This is a genomic window from Mycolicibacterium nivoides, assembly GCF_003855255.1.
GTDB classification, from domain to species: domain Bacteria; phylum Actinomycetota; class Actinomycetes; order Mycobacteriales; family Mycobacteriaceae; genus Mycobacterium; species Mycobacterium nivoides.
On sequence record NZ_CP034072.1, the window covers coordinates 5649292 to 5675044 of the forward strand.

At 66.5% G+C, this 25753-nt stretch carries 18 protein-coding genes; 14 read left to right on the top strand and 4 right to left on the bottom strand.

Annotated elements, in window-relative coordinates; all coding sequences use genetic code 11:
* The first annotated feature begins 70 nt into the window (after window positions 1–70).
* The 3 genes from EH231_RS27755 to EH231_RS27765 all read left to right on the top strand — a co-directional run bounded on the left by EH231_RS27755 (window position 71) and on the right by EH231_RS27765 (window position 2748).
* Window positions 71–997: an alpha/beta hydrolase gene (locus EH231_RS27755; RefSeq protein WP_124713771.1), complete on the top strand. Its 927-nt coding sequence runs from the start codon at window positions 71–73 to the stop codon at window positions 995–997.
* Between the two features lie 90 nt (window positions 998–1087).
* Window positions 1088–1936 carry an SDR family NAD(P)-dependent oxidoreductase gene (locus EH231_RS27760; RefSeq protein WP_124713772.1) on the top strand — a complete coding sequence of 283 codons (849 nt, stop codon included), beginning with the start codon at window positions 1088–1090 and terminating at the stop codon, window positions 1934–1936.
* Between the two features lie 23 nt (window positions 1937–1959).
* Complete coding sequence (locus EH231_RS27765; RefSeq protein ID WP_124713773.1) at window positions 1960–2748, top strand: SDR family NAD(P)-dependent oxidoreductase; 789 nt, start codon at window positions 1960–1962, stop codon at window positions 2746–2748.
* A gap of 26 nt (window positions 2749–2774) precedes the next feature.
* On the opposite strand, the gene EH231_RS27770 is transcribed toward EH231_RS27765, so the two are convergent.
* Window positions 2775–4100, bottom strand: a complete 1326-nt coding sequence (locus EH231_RS27770; RefSeq protein WP_124713774.1) for a PucR family transcriptional regulator — start codon at window positions 4098–4100, stop codon at window positions 2775–2777.
* A 115-nt stretch (window positions 4101–4215) separates the two neighbouring features.
* Here EH231_RS27770 and EH231_RS27775 point away from each other — a divergent pair, with 115 nt between their 5' ends.
* The 3 genes from EH231_RS27775 to EH231_RS27785 are packed head-to-tail and all read left to right on the top strand — an operon-like array spanning window position 4216 to window position 7939.
* Window positions 4216–5715 carry a WS/DGAT/MGAT family O-acyltransferase gene (locus EH231_RS27775; protein ID WP_124713775.1) on the top strand — a complete coding sequence of 500 codons (1500 nt, stop codon included), beginning with the start codon at window positions 4216–4218 and terminating at the stop codon, window positions 5713–5715.
* Window positions 5712–7328: a long-chain fatty acid--CoA ligase gene (locus EH231_RS27780; RefSeq protein WP_234927391.1), complete on the top strand. Its 1617-nt coding sequence runs from the start codon at window positions 5712–5714 to the stop codon at window positions 7326–7328. Before EH231_RS27775 ends, EH231_RS27780 begins: the two co-directional genes overlap by 4 nt.
* 14 nt (window positions 7329–7342) lie before the next feature.
* Window positions 7343–7939, top strand: a complete 597-nt coding sequence (locus EH231_RS27785) for a hypothetical protein (RefSeq protein ID WP_124713776.1) — start codon at window positions 7343–7345, stop codon at window positions 7937–7939.
* A gap of 53 nt (window positions 7940–7992) precedes the next feature.
* On the opposite strand, the gene EH231_RS27790 is transcribed toward EH231_RS27785, so the two are convergent.
* Entirely contained in the window at window positions 7993–8772 is a 780-nt protein-coding gene (locus EH231_RS27790; RefSeq protein WP_124713777.1) for a DUF3159 domain-containing protein, read from the bottom strand.
* 83 nt (window positions 8773–8855) lie between these two features.
* Between EH231_RS27790 and EH231_RS27795 the strand changes: the two genes are divergently transcribed.
* The 8 genes from EH231_RS27795 (at window position 8856) to EH231_RS27830 (ending at window position 22208) form a co-directional block, all read left to right on the top strand.
* Window positions 8856–9575 carry an oxygen-binding di-iron domain-containing protein gene (locus tag EH231_RS27795; protein ID WP_090424808.1) on the top strand — a complete coding sequence of 240 codons (720 nt, stop codon included), beginning with the start codon at window positions 8856–8858 and terminating at the stop codon, window positions 9573–9575.
* Between the two features lie 19 nt (window positions 9576–9594).
* A complete protein-coding gene (locus EH231_RS27800) occupies window positions 9595–10161 on the top strand; it encodes a hypothetical protein (protein WP_090424085.1) in 567 nt (188 codons plus the stop codon).
* A 10-nt stretch (window positions 10162–10171) separates the two neighbouring features.
* A complete protein-coding gene (locus EH231_RS27805; RefSeq protein WP_090424084.1) occupies window positions 10172–10795 on the top strand; it encodes a TIGR03085 family metal-binding protein in 624 nt (207 codons plus the stop codon).
* 87 nt (window positions 10796–10882) lie between these two features.
* A complete protein-coding gene (locus EH231_RS27810; RefSeq protein WP_478354268.1) occupies window positions 10883–19243 on the top strand; it encodes a BTAD domain-containing putative transcriptional regulator in 8361 nt (2786 codons plus the stop codon).
* Window positions 19244–19264: 21 nt separating this feature from the next.
* A complete protein-coding gene (locus EH231_RS27815) occupies window positions 19265–20194 on the top strand; it encodes an LLM class F420-dependent oxidoreductase (protein ID WP_090424082.1) in 930 nt (309 codons plus the stop codon).
* Between the two features lie 39 nt (window positions 20195–20233).
* Window positions 20234–20716, top strand: coding sequence for a hypothetical protein (locus EH231_RS27820; RefSeq protein WP_234927390.1), 483 nt, complete (start codon window positions 20234–20236; stop codon window positions 20714–20716).
* A 19-nt stretch (window positions 20717–20735) separates the two neighbouring features.
* Window positions 20736–21191: a hypothetical protein gene (locus EH231_RS34000; RefSeq protein WP_164481044.1), complete on the top strand. Its 456-nt coding sequence runs from the start codon at window positions 20736–20738 to the stop codon at window positions 21189–21191.
* Window positions 21192–21272: 81 nt separating this feature from the next.
* Window positions 21273–22208, top strand: coding sequence for a type IV toxin-antitoxin system AbiEi family antitoxin domain-containing protein (locus EH231_RS27830; RefSeq protein WP_090424080.1), 936 nt, complete (start codon window positions 21273–21275; stop codon window positions 22206–22208).
* Window positions 22209–22266: 58 nt separating this feature from the next.
* Here EH231_RS27830 and EH231_RS27835 read toward each other — a convergent pair whose 3' ends face one another.
* The gene (locus EH231_RS27835) at window positions 22267–24132 is read right to left on the bottom strand and encodes an Hsp70 family protein (protein ID WP_090424079.1); all 1866 of its coding nucleotides are present in this window, start codon (window positions 24130–24132) and stop codon (window positions 22267–22269) included.
* Window positions 24133–24184: 52 nt separating this feature from the next.
* Window positions 24185–25690, bottom strand: a complete 1506-nt coding sequence (locus EH231_RS27840; protein WP_090424078.1) for a dynamin family protein — start codon at window positions 25688–25690, stop codon at window positions 24185–24187.
* Window positions 25691–25753 lie beyond the last annotated feature (63 nt).

Here is a 25753-nt window from a genome sequence, read left to right on the forward strand (position 1 = left end):
AACATCACCCGCGCTTTTCAGCCGTTCGCGACAAGCGGGCACCGAGCGCGCATAGCTACCGTTTCGCCGAGTGAACACAGCCACGTCTACCACGACGCGGCGAGCAGGCGCCTGGGTCTTGGCCCACCTGGCCCAACGCCTGCTGCCGCTGGTCCCCACCCCGCGCAGCTTCAGTTCCGCAACGCGGTCCGTCGCCCCACCGGAGGTCGTCGATGTCGCGACGCGCCACGGCGCTGTCCGGTGCTTCATCTATTCACCCCACCCAGAGGCCGCACTCGCCAAGACCGGTCCGGACGGGCCACCAGTCAACCTGCACCTGCACGGCGGCGCCTTCATCGTGCGCAACCCACGGCAAGAGGAATACATCGCGCACTACATCGCGGCAGAAGTCGGAGCGGTGGTGGTCTTGGCCGACTACGCCACGGCGCCCCAGGTGCGGTATCCGGTGGCCGAAGAGCAGTGTTTCGATGTGGCGTCGTGGATACGCTCTGAAGCCGTCGGCCGCGGCTGGGACGCGGACCGGATGTCGGTGACGGGGGCCAGCGCCGGCGCGAAACTGGCCGTCAATGTGTGCCAACAAGCCCACCGCACAAGCGATGTCATGTTTCGCGCCACAGCCTTGGCCTTCCCGGTCCTCGACCTCAGCCGCGCCGACCGCACCTCGGTCAAGACGCGTCCCCGCATATCGCGCAGAATCCAGCGACTGGCGATCGACGCCTACCTCGTGGACACGAGCTGCTCGCGAGAGGCGCTGGCCTCCCCGTTGTTCGATGACGAGCTGGCAGCCGCGATGCCACCGACACTCATACTCACCGGCGCACTCGACACGCTCGGACCAGAGGGCGACGAGTTGGCGGCACGACTGTCCAGCGCGGGCGTCCCGATCACCCACCATCGCTTTCCCGGCATCGACCATGGCTTCGCCAAGTCAGAAGCACCTACCGCTCACGACGCGATGGAACGCATTGCCGCCCATCTCAACCGGCACCTGCGGTGAGAGTCGGTTAGCGCGTCGCGACAACCCAACACCTACATGTTGGTGCGTTCGCACGAGCGGGCGGACCCGTCGCCTCCTTAGCTTGCTTCTATGCCTAGAACTGGATCCCGACTCAAGACCGCCGACCTCACCGATCGAGTTGTGGTGGTCACCGGCGCCGGCAGCGGTATCGGCCGCGAGGTGGCGCTGTTGTGTGCCCGGCGGCACGCCCGCCTGGCGCTATGTGACATCAACGAGGCAGCGCTCGACGGCACCGCCGGAATGGCTGAGAAGCTGGGCGTCGAGGTGCTGACCTATCAGGTCGACGTGTCCGATGCCGATTCGATGATTCGGTTCGCGCACGCGACCTTCGAACATTTCGGCCAGGTCGACCTGTTGGTCAACAACGCCGGAGTCGGTCTGGTCGGGGGCTTCCTGGACACCAACGTCAAAGATTGGCAATGGTTGATCAACATCAACCTCATGGGTGTGGTGCACAGCTGCGATGCATTCTTACCCGGCATGATCGAATCAGGGCGCGGCGGCCACGTCGTCAATCTGTCCTCGGCCGCGGGCCTCCTGGCCAATCCCCAGCTGACCGCCTACAGCGCTACCAAGTTCGCGGTGCTCGGGTTGTCCGAAGCGCTGCGCATGGAGCTGAAGCCGCATGGCATCGGTGTCACCGCGGTATGCCCCGGCATCATCAACACCGCCATCACGCAGAACAGCGTCATCCGCGGCGCCGCGGATGTTGACGCTCGGCGCAAGCACCTCGTGTCGACCTACCAGAAGCGCGGGTACACCCCGGAGCGCGTCGCAAAGAATATCTTGCGCGCAGTCGCCCGCAACCGCGCCGTGGCGCCAGTCGCCTCGGAAGCACATGTGATGTACGTGCTCTCGCGCACCGCGCCACCGCTGGCCCGTTGGCTCGCGGCACGCGCGGCAGAATTTTCCAAGTGACAAACCATAATTGAGGACGGGACATGAAACTGAACGGCCGCAGCGCCCTGGTGACCGGAGCGACGGGTGGCATTGGCCGTGCCATCGCACGCGAACTCGCCGGACGAGGCTCCGCACTCACCGTGACGGGCCGACGCGAGCCGGCACTACACAAACTGGTCGACGAGCTCGGACCGCCCGCCTGCGCCTTGACCGCTGATCTCAGCCGCCTCGACGAAGCGGACGACCTGATGGACCGTGCCGGCGAGGTGGACATTCTCGTCGCCAACGCGGGCGTCGGTATCCCGCAGGATCTCACGATGCTGAGCGACAGCGAGATCGAGGAGGCGGTGCGCGTCAACCTGCTGGCCCCCACCGCACTCGCGCGTGCGGCGGCGATATCGATGAAACGCCGCGGCCGGGGCCACATCGTCTTCATCTCGTCGGGCGCCGGCCTCATCGCGACGCCGGGGAACGGCGCGGTGTACACCGCCACGAAATGGGGATTGCGCGGGCTGGGACTTGCCCTACGCCAAGAGCTGCACGGTACCGGCGTCGGCGTCTCCACAATCTTTCCCGGCCCGATCCGTGACGCCGGGATGCTGGCGGACACGGGAGTCACCCTTCCGCGAGCATTCGGCACGAGTTCGCCCGACGATGTCGCGCGGGCAGTCGCCGGGGCGATCGAGCGCGGCACCCCGGAGACGACGGTTGCGTCGGCCGGCGTGCGGCTGCTGGCCGGGATCGGTTTCGTCGCACCGGTTCTGATCGGAGACCTCGCGCGCCTGGCCGGCGTCGGGCGGGTTCGCGACGCCATGCTCGGGCGCCGGTAACACGGGCGCCGGCACGAGCACGTCGATCAGTTGGCCGGCCGCAACGAATCGGCCTGCGCGGGAACCGTCGTTCCGGAAGCGGAGGTTTCGGCGACGACGTCGGCCAGGGCCAGTGCGACGCGCAGCTCGAGCGTGCGCCGCTCCAAGGACCTTCCCAACAGCTCCTCTGCCTGCCGGATCCGATAGGCGACCGTGTTGTCGTGGACGTGAAGTCGTTTGGCCGTTCGTCCGCGACTGCAGTTCTCGTCGAGATAGGCGCGCACCGTGGCGGCGAGCCGTCGCGTGGTTTCGTCCGCCGCACCCAGTGGCCCGAGCTCTCGTCGCACGAACTGCCGCGCCTGGTCCAGGTTGGCTGTTGCGATCGCCCTCAGCACGACATTGTCGTAACGGGTGACACTGCCGGCCGGGCGGTCGGCGAGTCGCGCGACACGTTGCGCCTCAACCGCTTCCACGTAACTGGAGCGAAACCCCGCGATGCCCGGTGCCGGCTCGCCGATCGCGACGCGTACACCCGGCGCGTTGGCCGTCCGAAACCGCAACTCGTCCAATACTTTCGATGGAATGTGACTGTGTGAGCTGATCCAAGCCGCGGTCGACAGGATTCCGAGCGGATGCACGAGAGGCTTCTGATTGCCGATCGCGGAGGCGATATCGCGGATCGCGGACTCGAGAATGGCTTGTGTGTTGCGGCCTTCTTCATGGGATTCGAGCCATGCGATCGCGGCGACGTGGACCCGGCGGACATCGTGGCGGAGTCGCCGCGTTGCCACGTCGGTGTCGATGGGTTCCCCGGCCAGGATGGTGCCGATGGTCTCGGCCTGGCTGGCGGCGGCGCTACGCAACCAACGGTCACGCTCGGCGGTGTACGCCGCCTCTACCAGGCACAGCGCGGCGTCGACATAGGCGAACATCCATGCGCCACCCAGCTCCGATGCCAGGCGCAGTTCCTCGGCGTTGCTCGCGTGCCGCTCAACGATCGCGTTGAAGTGAGTCGACGTTGCGGCATGCGCGAGACGATAGCTGCGCATGAGCGTGGTGAGCGGTATGCCGTGTTGTGCCCCATCCCGCGCATAATCGAGAGTCGGCGCCTGCAGCTGTGTCGCCTGGGCGGGATCGGCCCCAGCCGACAACACCTGACCGAAGTCGCGAATGCTCGCCTCGGTGCTCGCACGATTGACCTCGAGGGCCTGTTCGTTGACGAGTAGGTCGGCGAGCCGCGCCTGCGTGTAATCGTTCACCGCTGCTGAGATTTCACCGGCACGGTCGATCAATTCGGCAGCGGCAGGACGCAACACCGCCCGCCACACGCGCTGCTGCGCGTCATCCTTCACGCCCGCCCAGGCCGGCTCCATGCAGTGCACGGTAGCGCCCGCCCCGACCGGCGGTGCGCAAATTGAACAACCACCCGGCACAGCGTTGGCGCACGCAGACAAGAGAATGCCGCCCCCACCGGCGGACGATCTTCGCATGCGACAACTGACCAGCCTCGACACACAGTTCCTGGCCATGGAGAACGACCGGGTCCAGGGCCACGTCAGCGTCCTCGGCATCTATGACTCCCACACCGCATCGGGTGAACCCCTTGATGCCGCACTGGTTCGTGGGCTGATCAGCGAACGTCTGCACCTGCTGCCCACCTTCCGCTGGCGCCTCGCCCAGGTGCCGTTCGCGCTGGACTACCCGTACTGGATCGACGACGGCTCGTTCGACATCGAGTACCACGTCCGCGAGGAGGCGCTGCCCGCACCGGGCGATCAGCGTCAGCTCGCCGAGCAGGTGGCGCGAATCATCGGCCGCCAACTCGACCGGGCCCGCCCGCTCTGGGAGGTGTACGTCATCCACGGACTCGACGACGGCGGCGTGGCGGTGCTGACGAAGATGCACCATGCCGCGGTCGACGGAGTCTCCGGCGCCGAGGTCATGAGCATCCTTCTCGATGACACCACCGGGGGCGGACGCGAGCCGGCACCCACCATCGCCGCGGAAAACTACCCGTCGGAGGTGGAGATGCTCGGCCGCGGTCTGCTCGGACTGGCGAGCCAGCCGCTGCGGGTCCTGCGCGCCGGCCCCACGGCGCTGCCGCATCTCGACGACGTCCCGACGATCCGTCATCTGCCGGGAGTCAAGGCCATCGCGCGCAGCAGCCGGCTGGTCAAACGCGCCCTGCGACCCGGCGCCGGCGGGCCGGGCCTGCGGGGCAGCGATGTCAACGCGCCCCGGACCAGGTTCCAGGCACGGGTGTCGCCGCACCGCCGCGTCGCATTCGGCTCGATGTCGCTTGCCGAAGTCAAGGCCGTCAAGAACGCCCTCGGCTGCACCGTCAACGACGTCGTCCTGGCGATCTGCACCGCAGGGCTGCGATCCTGGCTCGACAAGCAAGGTGAGCTGCCCGATCAACCCCTCGCCAGCTTCATCCCGATGTCGGTACGGACGCCCGAGCAGCAAGGCACCTTCGGCAACCGGGTCTCGGTGATGATCACCGAGTTGCCCACCGATACGGCGGATCCCGTCGAGCGCGTGCGCCGGATCAACGAATCGATGCACGCCGCCAAGGAACGCCAGCGTGCGCTTCCTGCCTCGCTGCTGCAGGACGCCAACCACTTCATCCCGCCCGCCCTGTTCGCTCAGGCGGCCCGGTCGCTGTCGCGGTTGGCCGGCATGCGTGGCCTCAATCAGCCGGCGAACGTGATGATCTCGAACGTCCCCGGACCGGCTACGCCGCTGTATCTCGGTGGCGCGCGCCAGCGCGCACAGTTTCCGGTTTCCGGAGTGCTCGACGGTATCGGCATCAACATCACCGTGATGAGCTACCAGGATTCACTCGAGTTCGGAATCGTCGTGGACCGCGAACTCGTCGATGACCCGTGGCCGATCCTGGCCGCACTCGGCGACGGCCTGGAGGAGCTGCGCAACGCCACCCAGACGCCGAAGCCCAAGACCCGGAGCCGTCGGAAGGCGACGTCGTGATCGGAAACATGTTGGGCAGCAACAGCATGGATGACTATCCGCTCACACTGACGAGCATCGTGGACCGCGCTGAGCGCTTTTACGCCGACGTGGATGTCGTATCGCGCCGCCCTTCCGGGGCGGTATCGCGCACCACTTTCGGCAACTGCGCGGTTCGTGCACGTCGTGTTGCGGGTGCACTGAGTGCCTTGGGCGTTCGTGAAGGCGATCCGGTGGCCACGCTGTTGTGGAACCAGAGTGAACACCTTGAGCTGTATTTCGCGGTGCCCGCCATGGGTGCGGTCATCCACACCCTCAACCCCCGGCTGTTCCCCGACGAACTCGCGTTCATCGCCGAGGACGCCGGAGACCAGGTGATCGTCGTCGACGAGTCCCTGCTGGAGGTGTTCGAAACCTTCCGCGCTGGACACGATTTCCGCCACGTCATCGTCGTCACCCACGACACGGTCGCCCCGGCCGGAACCCTCGATTACGAAGCCCTGCTCGCCGACGCCGAACCGGCCGAGTGGCCCATCCTCGACGAACATCGCGCGGCGGCCATGTGCTACACCTCCGGCACCACCGGTCGGCCCAAAGGGGTGGTGTACTCGCATCGAGCGCTGGTGCTGCACTCGCTCGTCGCGGCGCTGCCCGACCAACTGTCCGTATCAGCCAGGGACACAGTCCTTCCCGTCGTTCCGATGTTCCACGCCAACGCGTGGGGCCTGCCGTACGCCGCGGCGTTGGCGGGGGCACGCCTGGTCCTGCCCGGCCCCCGGCTCGATCCGGAGAGCATCCTCGACCTGTGTGCCGTCGAGCGGGTCACCATGACCGCGGGTGTGCCGACGGTGTGGATGGGCATGCTCGCCGCCATCGACGCCGAACCGAGCCGGTGGGAATTGTCGGAGCTCAACCGCCTGATCGTGGGAGGCGCCGCCGTGCCCCGGTCGATGTTCGAGGGCTTCGACCACCACGGACTCACCGTCGTGCAGGCCTGGGGAATGACGGAGACCGCTCCCCTGGGCGCGGTCTGCCGCCCGCCGGCGCGCCTCGATGAGGGCGAACGGGACGAGCAGTACGACTACCGCATGCGGCAGGGTGTCGCCACCCCGTTCTTCGACATCCGCGCCCGCGACGAACACGGCGAAACCATCGCCTGGGACGACGCCGCCATGGGTGAGCTCGAAGTGCGCGGCCCCTGGGTCGCGGGCAGCTACCACGGCGGCCGGGGCGCGGACAGTTTCACCCCGGACGGCTGGTTCAAGACCGGCGACGTGGTACGCATCGACCCACACGGCTGCGTCCGGATCTGCGACCGCTCAAAAGATTTGGTGAAATCCGGCGGCGAGTGGATCTCCTCGGTAGACCTGGAGAACCAGCTGATGTCGCACCCGGCGGTCGCGCAGGCCGCCGTGATCGCCGTGCCCGACGAACGCTGGGGCGAGCGGCCTCTGGCCGTGGTGGTGCTTCAGGACGGGGGCCACGCGTCGGCCGAAGCCCTACGCGAGCACCTCGCCCGGGACTTCGCCAAGTGGCAGCTGCCCGACCGCTTCGAGTTCGTCGAAGCGATTCCCTGCACTGCCACCGGCAAATTCAAGAAATCCGAACTCCGCAACCTGTTCTTGACAGCCTGAAAGGAAACAAACAGATGAGCCGCTACGACATCACCCAGACCAACCGAGCCGTGGAGCGACTGATCGAGTCGACGGACAACCCACGTCACCTCTACATGCTGCACTCCTACAACCGGCACCGCTACCTGGAGATGGCCGGACGCTATGAGGAGATCTTCGCCCCGGACATGACCGTCGAAAAGCCGGTCTACCACTTCAACATGCTCGGCAAGAGCGTCACCGTGGAAGGCACCGAGGCGGTCATGGGGCTGTACCACGCGTGGAAGGACACCGCCCAGTGCATCTTCTACGCCGACGACGAGAAGCTGGCCATCAGCGACGACATGATCGTGTCGACGTCATACATCTACCAGCAGACACCCGGGGTCCTCCTCGCCGCCGAAGGAGTGCCGGCCGACCCCGAGGCCACCTATCTGGTCAAGACCGCCGAGCACATGATCTGGCCCTACGAGAACGGCCGGCTGGTCGGTGAAGATGTCTGGGAGTACGACGAGACGGCACGGGAATTCATTCAGCTCGATCCGGCCGATGTCCTCACCGTCGAACAGTCGGCGAAGCTGCTCGATCCGCTGATCAAACCGCTGCCGGAGCGCAATCCGTTCCTCGTGTGACCTGGCGGTCCGTGATGTGTCCGCGACGGCCGTCGCGGGACAGGCTCGCGCAACTAGGTGGCCCGGGCCCGCAGCTCACGCCGTCGCAACAGTGCCGTGCCGAACGCGCCGAGCACCACCAGGTCAGCAGCCACCCCGCTGCTGACCGTGGCCAGCACCCAGCCCGCGACACCGGTGGCCAGCACGAACGGAGGCAGCCATTCGAACACCCGCGACCATGACGGCACCGGATGCAGCGCATGGGCCGCCTCTTTGGCCCTGGCGTATTCGGGATAGAACTCGGTGACGGCCACCGCGAAGAAAAGTGCACCCAGCTGCAGAATCCAACCGGTCCAGAAATTGTCGGTACGGCCATAGAGCACGTCCCCGAGGAAGCCGACCGAGGCAGAGAAGCCGAAGGCCGCCGCCCAGACCGCGGTCACCACCATGTTGGTGCGCTTGAAGAGCGGCGTGTCCCAATGGTCCGGCGGCGTGACGTCGCGGGCGTAGGCCGTCGTATACGGTCGGCCGGTCAGCAGGCTGACCAGCGCGAAGATAGCCAATGTGGCATTGGTGATCTCCCCTGACCACATCTCCAGCCAGGTTTTCTGCCCTCTGGAGGCCACCAGACCGACGGCGGCCAGCGCGACGAAGAAGGTCACTCCGAGCGCCTCCAGCACGTGCACCGGAATGTTTCGACGACGGTCCAGCACCAGCACCAGCAGTGAGAAGCCGAGCGCGCCCGACACCGCGATCTCGTAGCGGCCCGGACCGGCAAGAATGGCCATCAACGCCCACGGCAGGATTCCGGACAACGGGGAGTCCAGAAACGCATCGAGGGCTTTGCCGAGCACGCGACGACTGTAGGAAATGCAGCTGGGAAGTTCCCAAGACGGCGGGATCCCCTTGGGCGGACCATGGAGGCATGGCCTCCGACCTGGAAACCCGCGTCGACGAGATCGCCCCGGACATCTACCGCCTGTCCACCTGGATACCGGGGATCACCGAGCACGGTTTTACGTTTAACCAGTTTCTCCTGACCGGCGACGAGCCCTTCCTGTTCCACACCGGTCAGCGGTTTCTGTTTCCGCAGGTCTCGGCGGCCATCGAGCGCGTGCTGCCGCTGACCCGGCTGCGCTGGATCTCGTTCGGACACCTGGAAGCCGACGAGTGTGGCGCGGTCAACCAGTTCCTGGCGGCTGCACCCCACGCCGAGGTGATCCACGGCCGGCTGGCCGTCATGTTGTCGCTGACCGACATGTGTGACCGGGCGCCGGTCACCGCGCCGACGGAGGCCGCGCACGACATCGGTGGGCATCGCCTTCGGTTCGTCGCCACGCCACATGTGCCGCACAACTGGGAAGCCGGGCTGTGGTTCGACGAGGCAACCTCGACGCTGCTCGCCGGCGACCTGTTCACCCACATCGGGCGATGTTCGCCCCTCACCGAGTCTGATTGTGTGGCACCGGCATTGGAGGCCGAGGCGCTATTCCATGCCACCGGCCTGACAACGAATCTGACGCCCACGTTGACCCGGCTGGCCGAGCTGAACCCCACCACTCTGGCGATCATGCACGGCGCTTCGTTCCACGGCGACGGGGCCGGGCAGCTGCGCGCGCTGGCCGACGGTTACGCGGGGCTTTTCGGCGCGTCATAACCCGCACCGATCGCGCGCGATGCGTAGCCTTGGCGCGGTGAAGGCGTGGCAACCGCTGAGCGCCCTGCTGGCTGTGGGTGTGCTGTTGGCGGGCTGCCAATCGAGCATCGAGGGCACGCCTAGCACCAGCCCGCAGTCACCGACCGAGCCGAGTTTTCCGACCGCACGGCCCACCCGGTCCAGCCCAGTGCCCTCGCCGAGCGCTACCTCCGCGGCTCCACCCAGCACGTCGCACGCGCCATCCGGAGCCACCCCGCTGCAACCGCAGAACGGCTACGTGTTCATCGAGACCAAATCCGGCAAGACCCGCTGCCAGCTGTCCAAGCAGGACGTCGGGTGTGAATCGGACTTCACCGATTCACCGGTGATCGACGGCGAGCATGCCAACGGGATCAGGCTCACCCCGGACGGCGAGATCAAGTGGATCGTGGGCAATCTCGGCGACATACCGGTGGTCACCCTCGACTACCGCACGTACAGCGCGGTGGGCTGGACGATCGATGCGAGCGAGGACGGCACGCGGATCAGCAACGACGCCAGCGGGCACGGCATGGTCATCGCTGTCGAAGGGGTGAAAACCTTCTAGAGTCGCTTTTATGAGTGTCGCTCGGCGCGAACGTGCCGCACTGGTCGAGTCCATGCGTGCCGCAGGCCCCGACGCGCCCACCCTCTGCGAGGGCTGGACCACCCGTGACCTGGCCGCCCACCTAGTGGTGCGCGAGCGTCGCCTCGACGCCGCCCCCGGCATCCTGGTGCCCCAACTCGCCGGCTACACCGAGCGCGTGCAGCAGAAGGTGGCCGAAAGCACCGAATGGGGCGACCTGGTCGACCAGGTCGCTGCCGGCCCGCCGCTGTACTCCCCGTTCAAACTGCTGGACCCGCTGGTCAACGTCGCCGAGATGTACATCCACAACGAAGATGTGCGCCGGGCTCAACCGAATTGGGAGCCAAGGGATCTCGATGACGCCACGGTGTCCGCGCTGTCCCGCGGGATCGGCGCGATGGCCCGGATGACGATGGGTAAATCCCCGGCCCGGGTGGCCTTGACCACCCCGGCGGGCAAGACGCTGGCCACCGTCGGCGCCGGTCCGGAGGTGACGGTGACGGGAGAGCCGGGCGAGCTGTTGTTGTTCGCCGCAGGCCGAGAGCCGGCCCGGGTGACCTTCTCCGGTGACGACACTGCCGTCGCCGCGCTGCGCACCGCCCGTCGCGGGCTGTAAAACACCAGGTAGTGCCCAGCTTTACTCATTCTTGATCGTGCGTTGAATCGCCGCCCCGACGATGGGCGCGTGGGTACGCTTTCATCGGTGGAACTGGGGGTTTTGGGGCCTCTTCAGGTCCGAATGGACGGTGCGCCCGTCGTGATACCGGGCGCGAAGCCGCGCGCCATCCTCACGATGCTCGGATTGCACGGTGGTTCGGTTGTACCGGCCGACCTGCTGATGGAATTGCTCTGGGGCGACGATCCGCCACGTACCGCCGCCAAGGCCCTGCAGACACATATCTCCTCTTTGCGTCACGCTCTCGGTGACGGGTTCGTATTGACCGAGGGAACCGGCTGGCGCCTGAACACGGCCGAGACCGACGCCTCGCGTTACAAGTCGCTCGCCAAATCCGGCAGGGACGCTCTCGGCGCCGGTGACACCGGTGGTGCCGTGGCGCGATTCGACGAGGCAGTGGCCCTGTGGCGGGGAATCCCCGAACTGCCCGACTGCCGACGGGGAGCGTCCGAGAAGACCCGGTGGATCGAGGGCCACGCGGCACTGGTCGAAGACCGGGCGGATGCGCTCCTGGCGACCGGTCGTGCGGCGGAGATCATCGGCGACCTCGAGGCGGCCGTGGCGGACGCACCGCTGCGCGAAAGACGTTGGGGCCAGCTGATGCTCGCGCTCTACCGCGCCGGCAGGCAGGGCGAGGCGCTCGGCGCCTACCGCCGGGCCCGCTCATTGTTGGCCGATGAGCTCGGGGTCGACCCGGGACCCGAACTCCGGCGGCTGGAAGCCGCGATCGTCGCCCAGGATGCCGAGCTCGACGTCCCTGCGACACAACATGTTCCATCCGTAACGCGGGCCGTGACCTTCCTGCTGACCGACATCGAAGGGTCGACGGCCGCCTGGGAGACAGACGCCGACGCCATGGCGCTCGCACTGGCGCGACACGACGAGCTCGTCGAACAGGTCGTCACATCCCGCGGCGGCCGGCTGATCAAGACGCGCGGCGAGGGTGATGCCACATTCTCGGTCTTCGACCGACCGTCAGCGGCCGCAGCCGCCGCGATCGAGTTGCAGGACGCGATCTTCCACGAACCGTGGCCGCTGGCCGAACCGATGCGTATCCGCATTGCCCTGCATACCGGCGAGGCCGAGCTTCGTGACGGCGACTACTTCGGTCGCGCCGTCAACCGCGCCGCCCGCCTGCGGTCGCAGGCCTCGGGTGGCCAGATCCTGTGTTCGGGTGCGACCGCCGAGCTGGTCATCGACACGTTGTCCGACGACGTCGCGCTCGTCGACCTGGGCATGCGCCAGTTGAAGAACCTGGCACGGCCCGAGCACATCTTCGAGCTGCGCCTCCAGACCGTCGAAAGTCCACCGCCGACCGGCGATGCACCCATCGAGCGGCCGGCGATGCCCGCGGTGCTCGCAGGACCTGGCCCGTTCGTCGGGCGCGCCCGCGAGCTTGCCGAGCTTCTCGCCGCCTGGCACCAGACGGTCCTGGCCGGCACCCGCGCCGTACTGATCGCGGGCGAACCAGGCGTCGGCAAGACCCGCCTGGCCGGCGAATGGGGCCGGCAGGCCTATGAGCAAGGTGCGGTGGTGCTTTACGGCCGTTCCGACGAAGACCTCGGTGCGCCCTACCAGCCGTTCGCGGAGGCCCTGCGCACGCTCGTGCCCTGTGTCGGTACCAGTCGGCTGCGCGGGCTGCGTGGCGTCGAAGCATTGCTGCCGTTGGTTCCCGGGTTGACCGATGTCCTGCCCGATCTCGCCGCGCCACCTCACGGAGACCCGGACACCGAACGCTACGCACTGTTCGATGCCGTCGTGGCACTGCTCGGAGTCGCCTCGGTGGAAGCACCCATCGTCCTGGTACTCGACGACCTGCACTGGGCGGCGAAACCCACCCTGCTGCTGCTACGCCACCTTCTGCGCTTCGGCGAGCACGCTCGCGTGCAGATCGTCGGCACCTACCGCAGTACGGACCTCGACCGCTCCCACCCGCTGGCAGCGATGCTCGCCGACCTCCACCGCGACGGTAGTGCCAATCGCATTGCCCTCAACGGCCTGGATGAGGACGACGTCAGCACGTATGTGGCCGAAGCCGGATACGACGACGAAGAGTTGGCCCGCGCGTTGGCATCGGTCACCGGTGGCAACCCGTTCTTCCTCATCGAGTCCTTGCGCCATGTGGAGGAGAGCGGCGGGCACTGGGACCCGAGCACTCTGCCACAGGGTGTCCGGGAAGCCGTGAGCCGGAGGCTTTCCCGGCTTCCGGTCGAGACGAACAAGGCACTGGCTGCCGCCGCGGTGGTGGGCAGCCAGTTCCCCCTCGACCTGGTCGAGCAAGTGGTCGGCCAGGACCTGATCGACGCATTCGATGAGGCATGCCAGGCCGCCATCGTCATCGAGGAACCTGGCGGTCGCTACCGTTTCAACCACGCCATCGTCCGGCAATCGTTGCTTGCCGAGCTGGCGTCCGTACGGCGCATGCGGCTGCACCAGCGGATCGCGGCGACGCTGGAGACGATGCCGGGCGCCGATGACGAACTCTTGGCTGAACTGGCCCACCACTACTTCGAATGTGCCTGGGCGGGAAACGCACTCAAGGCCGTCGAGTACTGCCGTCGTGCCGCCGACCAGGCGATGACGCGACTGGCCTACGAGGGCGCGGCCGACCTGTACGACCATGCCCTGCACGCGCTGGACGAACTGGACGATGAGCTGCCCGACCGGGACGACCAGCGTGTCGAACTTCTGGTGGCGCGCTGCGAGGCGCTGCTGGCCGCGGGCGATGTGTCTTCGGCGGCAGGCGCGGTGTCGCAACTGAAAGAAGGAACGCGCGATTCAGCCCGCCTCGCGGCATGGGCGACATGCTTCGACGGCCAGCTCTCGATGCTCGTCGATCCCGAGCGCCTGGACGAGATCGAATCCGCTGTGGCGGCGGCCGCCCTGACGCTGGCCGAATTGAAAGACGCCGCAGGGGAAGCCAAAGCCCACACCGTGCGGGCAGGGTGCCTCGCCCGCCTCGGGCGTGTGGCTGATTGCGAGCTCGCATTGGACAACGCGCTCACCGCAGCGCGTCAGGCGCATGAACACCGTCTGGTGAACGCGGTGCTCGCGGGCGCCCCGCTGGCCGCGTTGTGGGGGCCCAACCCGGTTCCTCGCGCGGGCGGGCGGTGCCTTGACGTGGTGCGTCTACTGCGAATTACGACCGATTCACCTGCGGTCGAAGCGACCTCGACCCGGTGCCAGGCTGTGCTGGAAGCGTTCCGGGGCCGGGCCGCTGCGGCCCGACGCATGATCGACTCCGCCCGGCGCACCGTCACCGAGCTGGGCTTGCGTCATGCGCTCCTTGAAGTCGAGCACTTCGCCGGCATCGTCGAGTTGGTCCTCGATGATCCCGCTGCGGCCGAGGAACATCTTCGGCTTGCCTACAACGGTTTCCGTCGGATGAGGCTGGATGCCGATACAGCGGAGGTGGCCGCGCTGTTGGCGCGCGCGTGTCTCTTGCTCGACCGAACCGTTGAGGCTGAAGAATTGTCCTCGGAGAGTGAACGACTCGCCGGACACGCGTTGAAACCCGCCATTGCCTGGCGCACGGTCCGGGCACAGCTTCTTTCAGATGGTGGCTCACACGAGGAGGCCCGGCGCGTGGCCGAAGAGGCCGTGGCCATCGCCGAGCCCACCGACGTGCTGGTCGATCACGGCGACGCATGTCTGGCATTGGCCACGGTACTGGGAGCAGCAGGCGACAGTGCGGGTGGGCGAGCCGCGGCCGAGCGAGCAGCCGAGCTGTACGAACGAAAAGGGGCTGTGGCGCTCGCAGAGAAGGCACAGCGCATTCTCGGTCAGCGCGACCTGCTGGCCGCTCGTGCTGAACCCGAATCGGCGAGTGCCGAACTCGACGCACAGTACGAGCGATTCGAATCGTTGCGGCGGCCTTCGAAGAAGCAAGTACCCCAGCACTATTCAGATACCGCATGCACACGGGCAAGCCAACGTGCGGTGGCTGCTATCGATGCCGAGGCGTGGGACGAATTCGAGCAGATGTTCGCTCCCGAAGGCTACATCGAGAGTAGGCGCAAGCTCGTTGGCTTCGAGCGAACCGAATTCTCACCACACGGCGTGATGCACCAGACGAGGTGCGACCTCGAGAGCGGGATCATGCGGGCGGAGCATGTCATTCTTGCCGTACGAGGCGAGCGTCTCGCACTTGCACGGGTCATCCTGGGCACTGTCGATGAAAGCCCTGGCGCACCCCAGGACGAAGTTCTCCAGGTGTTCGGCATCGATGAGGACGGCCGAATCGCTCTGCAAATATGGTTTGACGTCGACGATTCGGATGCAGCGCTTGCCGAACTCGATGCGCAGCACGCACTACTCGATCAGCGATATCGGCAAGCATCGCTCGAGAACGCAGCAACGCGAGCCGATGATCGTTTGATCGCACTGTTCGGTGATGGCCGCCTGGACGAGATCGGTGTGCTGTTCACCGAGGACACCCAACTCGACGACAGACGTCAAGGCTTCCGGTGTGAAAGCAATGACCGCGCGACCGCGGTCGACAACATCTGTTCGATCGCAGCCTTGGGGGCCGCTGTTACGAAGTCGACTATCGCGGTGCGCGGGGATCGCCTCTGCCTAAGCCTCCTGCGATTTGAGAATGCCGAAGCATTTTGTGTTGAAGCGCTGGAGATTACCGAGGTCAACTCCGAGGGGTTGATGGTTGCCAAGGTCGAGTTCGAACCCGACGACTTCGACGCCGCTTGCGCCGAGCTCGACGCCCGATACCTCGCCGGTGAAGCCGCCGGCCACGCACACACGTGGTCGGTGATCGCGGAGTCCTACGATGCGTTCAATCGACGAGAGATCGCCCCCACAACCCCTGAGTGGGTGAACATAGACCACCGTCGCGGAGCGGCATTCCAGCCTGGCGACATGGTCAGCTATATCCAATCTGCATGGGAAGATTCACCTGACACCAAGATCCATATCGCGGCGGTACATCGCCTGAGCCACTTCGGAGCGGTTGTCACCCATTTTGCACATGGGACCTCGCGAGGTGGCTTCGCCGCTGAATGGCGGGATATCAATGTTCTCACGGTGGAAGGCGATATGGTCTGCCGCTCTGAGCTATTCGACGAGGACGACCTCGACGCAGCGCTTGCGAAGTTCGACGAACTCACCCGACCGACACCGCCGCTGAGCAACGCGGCAAGCCGAGCGACCGACCGCTTTCTAGAGCGGTTCGCCGCCCGCGACTGGGACGCCATGGCGAAGATGGTGATTGACGACATCAGATTCGACGACCGCCGTCGGGTGATAAACGCCGACCTGCAAACCGGGCGGGACACCTTCATCGAGAACTTCCGGATAGCAGCTGATCTCGGCGCCACACAAGCGCCGACACCCATCGCGATCCGTGGTGAACGCGTAGTCCTCGCAAGCGCTCGATTCTCGCTCGGCGGTGGGGCACCTGAGGAGTTCGGCCTCGATCTCCTGCACGTGATCGAGATCGACGCCGACAACCGCATTGCGGCGACCGTCACCTTCGACCACAACGATTTCGACGCCGCGATTGACGAGCTCGACGCACGCTACCTCGCCGGCGAGGCAGCGCCGCATGCACATTCGTGGTCGGCGGTCGTGGGCGCGTACGCCGCACTCAACCGGCGTGAAATGCCCGCGACGACCGCCGACCATGTGAGCGTCGACCACCGGAGGGTGACATCATTCGCGCCCGGCGATATCAAGGACTACACCCGCAACGCCTGGGATCAGATTCCGGACATCAGCTTCCGCATCGAGGCGGTACATCGGTTGAACGATCGCGGTGCCGTCGTCACCCATGCATTGCACGGAACTTCGCAGGAGGGCTTCGAGGCGGAGTGGCGCGAGATCCACCTCATGACGCTCGAAGACGAGCTGTTCAACCGCAGCGAGATGTTCGACGAAGCAGACCTCGACATCGCTCTCGCACGGTTCGACGAACTAAGTCGCACGGCGAAGCTGAGCAACGCAGCAAGTCGTGTGTTCGAACGCTTCCAGAAGTGTTTGGCAGAAGCCGATCTGGACGCGATGGCGAACATGCTGTCAGATGACATCTGCAGTGAGGATCGTCGTCACATAGTGAGTTCCGGCATCCGGCACGGTCGGGAGGCTGCTCTCGAGGACGCCCGCGTGATCACCGGACTCGGCGCCGGGATCACAGCGACAACAGTCCTTGCGATACGCGGTGAGCACCTGGCGCTCAGGCACACTCAATACGCAGTCGGCCACGTACAGACCGATGCGTATCAAGTCGACCTTCTCGAAGTCGTCGTCGTGAATACCGACCAACGCATCTCCGCTGTAGTCAACTTCGACCCCGACGACCTCGATGCTGCTCTCGCCGAACTCGACGCCCGCTACCTCGCTGGCGACGCGGCGTCGCACGCGCACACCTGGTCACTCACGATGGCTGCTTGCGCCGCACTCAACCGGCACGAACTTCCATTGACAACAGCCGATTTCGTGGACGTTGATCATCGGCGAGCTGTAAGTATCGATGCGGGAGACATGAAGGCGCTTCTTCGTACAGCGCTGGAACATACCCCGGTGATGACGCATCACGTCGAGGCGGTACACCGACTGACCGAATACGGTTCGGTCATCACGCAAGTGGCACACGGTACCTCGGACGAGGGCTTCGACGCCGAGTGGCGGATAGTTGGATTGCTGACAATCGATGGCGATTTGATCAACCGCTGCGAAGTTTTCGATGAGGACGACCTCGACACCGCACTGGCAAGGTTCGACGAACTCGGTCGGACGGCGCCGCGGCCGGAAAACACCGCAAGCCAGGTGATCAGGTGTTTCTTCGCGGAAGTCGCGGAACACAATTGGGACACCGTGAAGGAGTTACTCGCGGTCGACTATTGCGGTGAAGATCGGCGCCACGTCGTGGGTTCAGGTACACGCCAGGACCGAGAAGCTGCGATCGCGTCCACGCGGGTAGTCGCGGACCTATCGTTCACCGTCGACTCGTTGGCCATGATCGCGACCCGCGGCGAGGACCTCGTGCTCAGCCGTGCTCGCTACTCACGCCGAGAGGACAGGACGAACGAGTACATCGTCGAGGTCCTTGGAGTGGTCGAGATTCGCACCGACGGTCGGATCGCTGCGCTCGTCACGTTCGACCCCGACGACCTCGACTCCGCCTTCGCCGAACTCGACGCGCGATACCTCGCAGGTGAGGCGGCCGCCTACCCAGGCGTGTGGTCGGCCATCGCAGAGGGCTATGTCGCACTCAACAGTCGCGAAGTTCCCGAGTTAGCACCGGAATGGATCAACATCGATCACCGACGAGCAGTCGGATTTGCGCCGGGTGAAATGCCCGCATATGTGCGCGCCACGTGGGACCTCGCGTCCGACATGTTGGTCTACGTTGAGGCCGTCCATCGGCTGAGCAATGTGGGAACCGTTGTCACCCATGTGGCAAGTGCGACCTCAGAACAGGGCTTCGAATCCGAGTGGCGGGAGATCGCCCTTCTCGCTGTGGACCGTGCCTTGATCAGCCGCTGTGAACTATTCGACGAGGACGACCTCGGCTCCGCGCTAGCAAGATTCGACGAACTCGGTCGGCCGGCGCCGCGGCTGGATAGTGCCGCAACCCGGATCTGGGCTCGCCTGGCGGATGCCTTCAATCGCCGCGACTTGGCGGGTTTGGTTGCCCTCATGACCGCGGATGGTCAATCGGACGACAGGCGAAAGGGATTGAGCTCATCCCTCACTGGGCTGGAACGGCATAAGGCCATGCACTCGGCGTTCGAGGTCGCACCCATTGGGCTGCGGCTCGATATCGGGCCCGTCGCGACACGGGGATCTCGCCTCCTGCTGACTCATGACCGCAGCCGCGATACCAACGAGACCGGCCAACCGGTCACGGTCGAACTGTTGACGGTGATCGAAGCCGACGACAGCGGCCTCATCCATGACACCGTGAGCTTCGATCTCGAGGACATCGACAAAGCCTTCGAGGAACTCGACGCCCGCTATCTCCGGGGCGAAGCGGCTGCGTATGCGCCCACATGGTCGGTCGTCACGGAGGGCTACGCCGCGCTCAACCGGCACGAGATGCCCCGGGCGACGCCAGACGTTGTGAACGTCGACCATCGGCCGGGCGTCGCCTTCACGCCGGGTGATTTGTTCCCGTACATCCAGGCCTCTTGGGATATATCGCCCGATCTGAAAGTCCACATCGAGACGGCGCACCGACTGTCCGAACTCGGCACGGTCATCACCCAGGCGGCGAAAGGGAGTTCGCACGAGGGCTTCTATGCCGAGTGGCGACAGATAGTGGTTTTCACGGTCGACGGCGACGAGGTGAACCGCTGCGAGATGTACGAGGAGGCCGACCTCGACGCCGCGCTCGCCAGGTTCGACGAGCTCGGTCAGCAGTCGCCCTCGACTTGAGATCGCCGATAGGCTGGCGTCGTGGACTTCCGTGTGTTCGTCGAACCCCAGCAAGGCGCTACCTACTCCGATCAGCTCGCGGTGGCCCGCGCTGCCGAGGCCCTGAGTTACTCGGCGTTCTTCAGGTCAGACCACTACCTGGCGATGAGCGGTGACGGTCTGCCCGGGCCGACCGACTCCTGGGTGACGCTGGCCGGCATCGCACGCGAAACCTCGACGATCCGGCTGGGCACCATGGTCACCTCGGCGACCTTCCGCCATCCCGGACCATTGGCCATATCGGTCGCCCAGGTCGATGAAATGAGCGGTGGCCGTGTCGAATTGGGCTTGGGCGCAGGCTGGTTCGAAGCCGAGCACCAGGCGTATGCGATCCCGTTCCCGCCGCTGGGCGAGCGTTTCGACCGGCTCGAAGAGCAGCTGCGCATTCTGACCGGGCTGTGGGCCACCCCGGTCGGTGAGACCTTCGACTTCTCCGGCGAGCACTACACCGTCGTCGACTCACCGGCACTGCCCAAGCCCACGCAGTCACCCGTTCCGATCGTCATCGGCGGCATGGGCGCCAAGCGCACACCGGCGCTGGCGGCGGAGTTCGCGTCGGAATTCAACGTGCCGTTCGTGCCGCTGGACACCCTCAAAACCCAGTTCGCGCGGGTAGCCGACGCGGTGGCCGCGACGGGACGAGCCGCGGATTCCCTGACCTACTCGGCGGCGTTCGTCGTCTGCGCCGGCCGTGACGAAGCGCAGATCACCAAGCGGGCTGCCGCGATCAACCGCGAGGTGGACGAGCTGCGCAGCAATTCCCCGTTGGTCGGCACGCCGGCCGAGATCGTCGACAAGCTGGCCCCGTTCCTGGAGGCCGGGGTGCAGCGGGTTTACCTGCAACTGCTCGACCAGTCCGATCTGGATCATCTGGAGCTCTTCGCCTCTGATGTCGTCCGTCAGCTGAGCTGATCGGGACCCGCTCCATGGCCGGGCATAGTATCGGTGCCCGTGACCGGTGACGACGACGACCAGGGGCAGCCACCCGAGGCGCCCTGGCATCATTCGACGCCGGCCGTTGCGGGGGCCAGCGCCGCTGCCCTCGCTGTGATCGGCCTGGTCCTGTGGGCAGCGATCGCGCTGACCAGCTCCGGCGGGCCCGAGGATGCACCGATAGATTTCGTCCCGCCCAGTTTTGCGTCGACGTCGGTGAAGACCTCGAAGTCCACCACTACCCGGACCACCACCAGCCAGCTTCCGGTGACCACCGAGTTCGGTCTGCCGGGCGAGTCGGACACCACGACGACGTCGCCTTCGGAAACCTCCGGGACCTCGATCACGTCGGAGACCTCCCCCACGTCGACGACGACAACCACCACAACGACTACGACGACGCAGTCGGGCAGCGCCGACTACGGCGAGTACCCCACCACGACGCGCCACCGACCGCGCACCAACGTGACACGCACGTTGTATCCGCCGCCGGGCGGCTGAACCCGCCTACCATCGGCGCGTGTCGAACTATTACGACGACGACGAGCCCACTCAGTACGCCCCCAGCTACGGCGAGTACTCCGAGCCGCCCGCGCCACCCGCTCCTGAGCCCATTCCCTGGTACCGCAAGCCCGCCGCACTGATCGGCATGGGCGCGGTGGGCGCAGTCATCGCGGCCCTGGTCATCTACGCCCTGGTGCAGCTGTTCTCGTCGGACTCCCCGTCGACGACCACGACCACCACGACGACGACACCGACCACGACCACATCGGTCGCCACCACGGCTCCGGTGGTTCCGGCCCCGACTCACACCGTCACCGAGACCGTGGCACCGACCACCACGACGGTCGAGGAAACCACGACCACCACCACTGAACCCACCACAACAACCACCACGACGACTGCGCCGACGACGACCACCACCACGACCGCACCGGTGACGACGACAACGCAGCCGCCTGCAGGCAACCCTTAGCCTGACCCGGCACAGCCGGTTATCCACAGGTCCTCGAAATGCTTCTGGCCGCCGTCGCGGCTGTCCACGAGTATCGAGAAGGTGGACGTCGGCGATGTGCTCCGTCAACAGGACGGGTTGATCTCGCGTCAGCAGGCCTTTGACGCTGGCCTGCGGGAGCACGAGATCCGGCGACTGCTCAGACGCAATGAGTGGGCACGGGTCCACCTGGGCGTGTACGTCGACCACACCGGACCGCTGACCTGGTCGCAACGCGCTTGGGCCGCAGTGCTTTACGCGGCTCCGGCTGCCCTGTGCTTCGAATCGGCCCTGGGAAGTGAAACGTCTCCCATCCATGTCGCTGTCGCGCGACACCGGACGAAACTGGCCGAGCCCGCAGGAGTCCGCATCCACCACCTTGTGAGCCTTCAGGAGCGGGTTCTGTGGCACGTCAGCCCACCGCGGATGCGGTACGACGAAGCCGCGCTTGATGTCGCGTGCCGCGCCGCGTCCGAACTCGATGCCATCGCCGCTCTGGCCAATGCATGTCAATCTCGACATACGACCGCGCAGCGACTGCTGCAGGCACTTGATTCGCGGAGGCGTTTGCGCCGTCGCCGATGGCTGCGAGCGGTGCTGCTCGACATCGCCGATGGCACCTGCTCGGTTCTCGAGCACGGCTATCTCGTTCGCATCGAGCGCCCGCATGGATTACCCAAGGCCATACGGCAGAAGCGGGCCACGTCATCCGTCGGCGTCTGCTATCGCGATGCCGAATACGGCGAACAGCTCGTCGTCGAACTCGACGGCCGGGTCTACCACGATTCATCTACCAGGCGGGATGCGGATTTCGAACGGGATCTCGACGCCGCTGCCGACGGCCGTTCGACAGTCAGGCTCTCCTATTGTCAGGTCTTCGACCGGCCGTGTCAGACCGCGGGCAAGATCGCTCAGGTGCTGCAGCGGAATGGAATCGCCGTCGCCGGCCATCCGTGCGGGCCACGGTGTGAGTTCACTCGCCTCGACCGCGCGGCGTAGCCGTCAACGCCTCGGATTGCAGTCACTATCAAGCAGTAATCCGAGGCGTCGGTGCGACTCAGGGTGTGGGCGCCACTGAGGTGGGCGTAGGGGCCTGCGTCGGCTCGGGTGCGTGTGTCGGCTCTGGCGCTGCGGTGGGCTCAGGCGCCTGTGTGGGCTCTGGTGCATGCGTGGGCTCAGGAGTTGGCTCAGGAGTTGGCTCAGGCGTGTGCGTCGGCTCCGGCGTCGCAGTAGGGCTGGGCGACGGCGACGGACTCGGTGACGGCACCGGCGGCTTGAACGTCGGGATCGGCAACTGCGGGAGCGTCACCGGCGGAAATACCAACGGCGGCACCGGAATCGGCGGGATCGCCACGGGCGCGGGCGCGGGTGCCGGTGCGGGTGCGGCCGGTCCAGGCCGGGGCGCCTGCGGAGCCGGAGCCACCCGCTGCGGAGCCGGGGCAAGCGGTGCGCTCTGCCGGCTCTGCACCAACCACGGCGCAGATGCTTGCCGGGGCGCGGCTTGCGCTGCCCCAGGTCCGGGCCAGGACGGATCGCGCACCACCACGGTCCTGGTCGGCGGTGCGGGCGCTTGCTGCGCCAGTGGGGACTCGGCCGGAACGTTCTGTGGCGCCAACAGGCTGGATCCGGTCGCGGAGGCATCGAGGCGGTCGGCCCGCGCCGACAGCACCATGCCGACCGTGCCCACGACGGCCAGGAACACCCCCGCGTAGGCCACCACTCCCCCGCGCCGATACCAGGGGATACCCGCGGGAGCCGGCGAAAGGGGCGGCTCGGCGAACACGAATTCCGGCCGGGCCGAATCCTCGGTCACTGATTCGGGGACGAACTCCGCGACCTCAGCCACCGAGTCAGAAACCGACCAGGCCAGAGCAGACGCCGCGACCGTGCCGGTCCCCGCCACAGCAGCCAACGAAGCAGACGGCGCAACCGCCACCTGCGTCGACGTCTCATCGGCACCGCGGCGGCCCAGCAGCGCGGCCCCGACTGCCGCGATCACCTGGGCCTGCGGCACGGTGGTGACCGGCATTCGGAACGCCTCGGAAAGGCGTTGGGTGACAAGGGGTATCCGCGCTCCACCACCAACTGTCACCAGCGCCGCCAGCTGTGCCGGATGAATGCCGTTGCGGCGCAGCAGATCCAGCAGGGCATCGATCACACCGCCGAGCGGCTCTTCGACGACCGCGTCCAGTTCGGCGCGGGTCAGCCTGATCGCGGTCCCAGCCCCGGTCAGGCTGGTGGCGCTCTGATCGCTGAGCTCTTCCTTGGCGGTACGGCACTGTTCGCGCAGCCGGGCCAGTGCGGTCACCGCAGCGGTCCCGGCCGGTTCGGCATCCAGATTGCTCAGGACGTGGCGCAGCACTTCCTGGTCGATCAGGTCGCCGGAGAAGTCCTGATACCGCATCGTCTGCCCGATGGTCGCGAACCCCGCCCCAGCGTCGGCCAGGGTCAGGCTGGTGCCGGAACCACCGAAATCGCAGAGAGCGACGACGCCGCGCGCGGGCAGACCCGGATGCGCCTGGATGGCCGTCAGCGCGGCGACGGAATCGGGAACGACCCGGACGCCGGGCATCGCCCGCCGCACAGACTCAACGGCACCACCACTCCAATGCGCGGGAACCGCCAGCACCGACACCTCGGGACGATGCGCCGGGCTGGTCTCCCGCGTCAGCGCCTCGACCGCGCCGGCCAGTAACCGTTCGGCGTGATGCGTCGAACCATCGGCGGCGACCAGCGGCACCGGGTCGCCCACCCGTCCCACGAAATCGGTGAACACCAACCCGCCATCGACCGACGACGGCGCGCCGACCACGGCCCCGCGATGCGCGGACACGGTGAGCACCGCCCGCCGCACCAGCGGCGCATGATCGGCGATCGCCACCAGATTGGTCGCCCCCACGGACAACCCCAGGCAATCACGCATACCTGTATGTCGACGGAGAGGCCCAAATCGTTAAGCCCCGGGTACGTGAGGTTCAGTACTGGCGCGACGAGTACTCGGCGACCAGTGCCTCGGCACTTCGCACCGCGGCCCGGCAAGCCCGCGTGGTGAACGGATCGTTGAGCGGATGATCGGCCCGGCGCCGCCAGCGCTGCGCCGCGGCGAAGGCCGAACGAGGCCCGTCGAAGGGGGCGTCGGGCTGCAGTCCGAGCCTGCTGGCCGCGTCGGTGCCCGAGCCGCCGATGATCCGGCGCAGCGAGGCCATCTCGTCCTCGTTCAATGTCGTGGGGCGAGAGCGCAGCAGACTGAGCAACCGCAGCTCCTCGAAGGCATGCGTGTCCGCCAGCAGCGGATCGATGTCGGCCAGGATGTAGGGGGTCGCGTAGATCGGGTTGTGCTGCACGAACTGTCGCAACGACAACAGCGCTGTATGCGCCTTGAGCAGCTCCGAACGTTGCGCGAACTGCTGGTCGATCACGTCGCGCAGGGCGATCAGACCGCTGCGTTCCAGCAGTTCGTCGGCCAGGGCGACGGAGTCGGACACCCCGGCGTGCATCACTGCGATCGAGATCCGGATACCGAACATGCCGAACCGATCGAGTAGCGCCGCGCGGGTGGATGCGTCCACCGGCAGTGCACTGTCCTCGCGCACGAAGCGGTCCACGCTCAGCATCGCTTTCGTCAGCGCGGCCGGCTCGACGCCGGCGAGCTTCTGCAGCGCGACGAATTCGCTTTGCCGCAGTGTCCGGGCGGTCAGTGCGAGCAGGCCGGACACCGGGACGACGGCCTGGCAGATCCCCGTCTTGTCCATCTCCTCGGTGAACCGCTTGGCCACATCCTTGGCCGACATCATCGCGTCGATGCGACCGGCACCGATCTCGTCGGCCCGCGAGGCCACGCCGATGACGCCGAGTGCGCCCGAGGATCCGCCGACCAGTTCGCCGATCTGTTTGAGCAGGGCGATGTCGGCCGCGTTGAGGGTGCGCAACAGAAACACCACCGCGTCGACGCGGGGCACGCCGTCCTCGGGGACGAGAAGCCGGTGGGTCCGCTGCGAGACGTCACGCGACAGTGACGAGGTGCCCGGGGTGTCGATGATCGTAGTGTCGACGAGCTCGGCGGCCGGCCACTCGACGTCGAGGTCCACCACATCCTCGGGGTTGAGCCCGGTGAAGCTGAAGGTGAGGCCCCGGTAGTTCGACTGGTCACTGACGCCCCGCGCGATCGGCACGTTGGAGCGACGGCCGCCGCGGTGGTTGGCGGTCACCTTGGGGGTGGGCCCGTGCCGGAACCAGGTGACGATGCGGGTCGCCTCGGTGGCATCGGTGGGTGCGATGTCCTCCCCGACCAGCGCATTGACGAGCGTCGACTTGCCTGCCTTGAGCGTGCCGGCCAGCGCGATGCGGATCGGCTGGTTGAGCCGGCGCCCGATGCGGTCGAGCTCGTTGTGCACGTCGGGCCGATCGCGGTATGCCGGGTCGCCCCGGTACGCCTTGATGGTGCCGCCCAGAATCGAGCGCACCTGATCGGCCGTGCTCACGCTGCGGAATCCACCTCTTCCAACCCGGACGTCGAACCGGGGTTCAATCGAAAACTAGCCCTT

Excerpts from the sequence above, each read along its gene's own strand:
- EH231_RS27770 (WP_124713774.1), bottom strand. The coding sequence starts at position 4,100 with ATGGAGCCGGCCTGGGCGGGCGTGAAGGATGACGCGCAGCAGCGCGTG.
- EH231_RS27835 (WP_090424079.1), bottom strand. The coding sequence starts at position 24,132 with ATGCGTGATTGCCTGGGGTTGTCCGTGGGGGCGACCAATCTGGTGGCG.
- EH231_RS27805 (WP_090424084.1), top strand. The coding sequence starts at position 10,172 with ATGAGTGTCGCTCGGCGCGAACGTGCCGCACTGGTCGAGTCCATGCGT.
- EH231_RS27760 (WP_124713772.1), top strand. The coding sequence starts at position 1,088 with ATGCCTAGAACTGGATCCCGACTCAAGACCGCCGACCTCACCGATCGA.
- EH231_RS27765 (WP_124713773.1), top strand. The coding sequence starts at position 1,960 with ATGAAACTGAACGGCCGCAGCGCCCTGGTGACCGGAGCGACGGGTGGC.
- EH231_RS27775 (WP_124713775.1), top strand. The coding sequence starts at position 4,216 with ATGCGACAACTGACCAGCCTCGACACACAGTTCCTGGCCATGGAGAAC.
- EH231_RS27785 (WP_124713776.1), top strand. The coding sequence starts at position 7,343 with ATGAGCCGCTACGACATCACCCAGACCAACCGAGCCGTGGAGCGACTG.
- EH231_RS27800 (WP_090424085.1), top strand. The coding sequence starts at position 9,595 with ATGCGTAGCCTTGGCGCGGTGAAGGCGTGGCAACCGCTGAGCGCCCTG.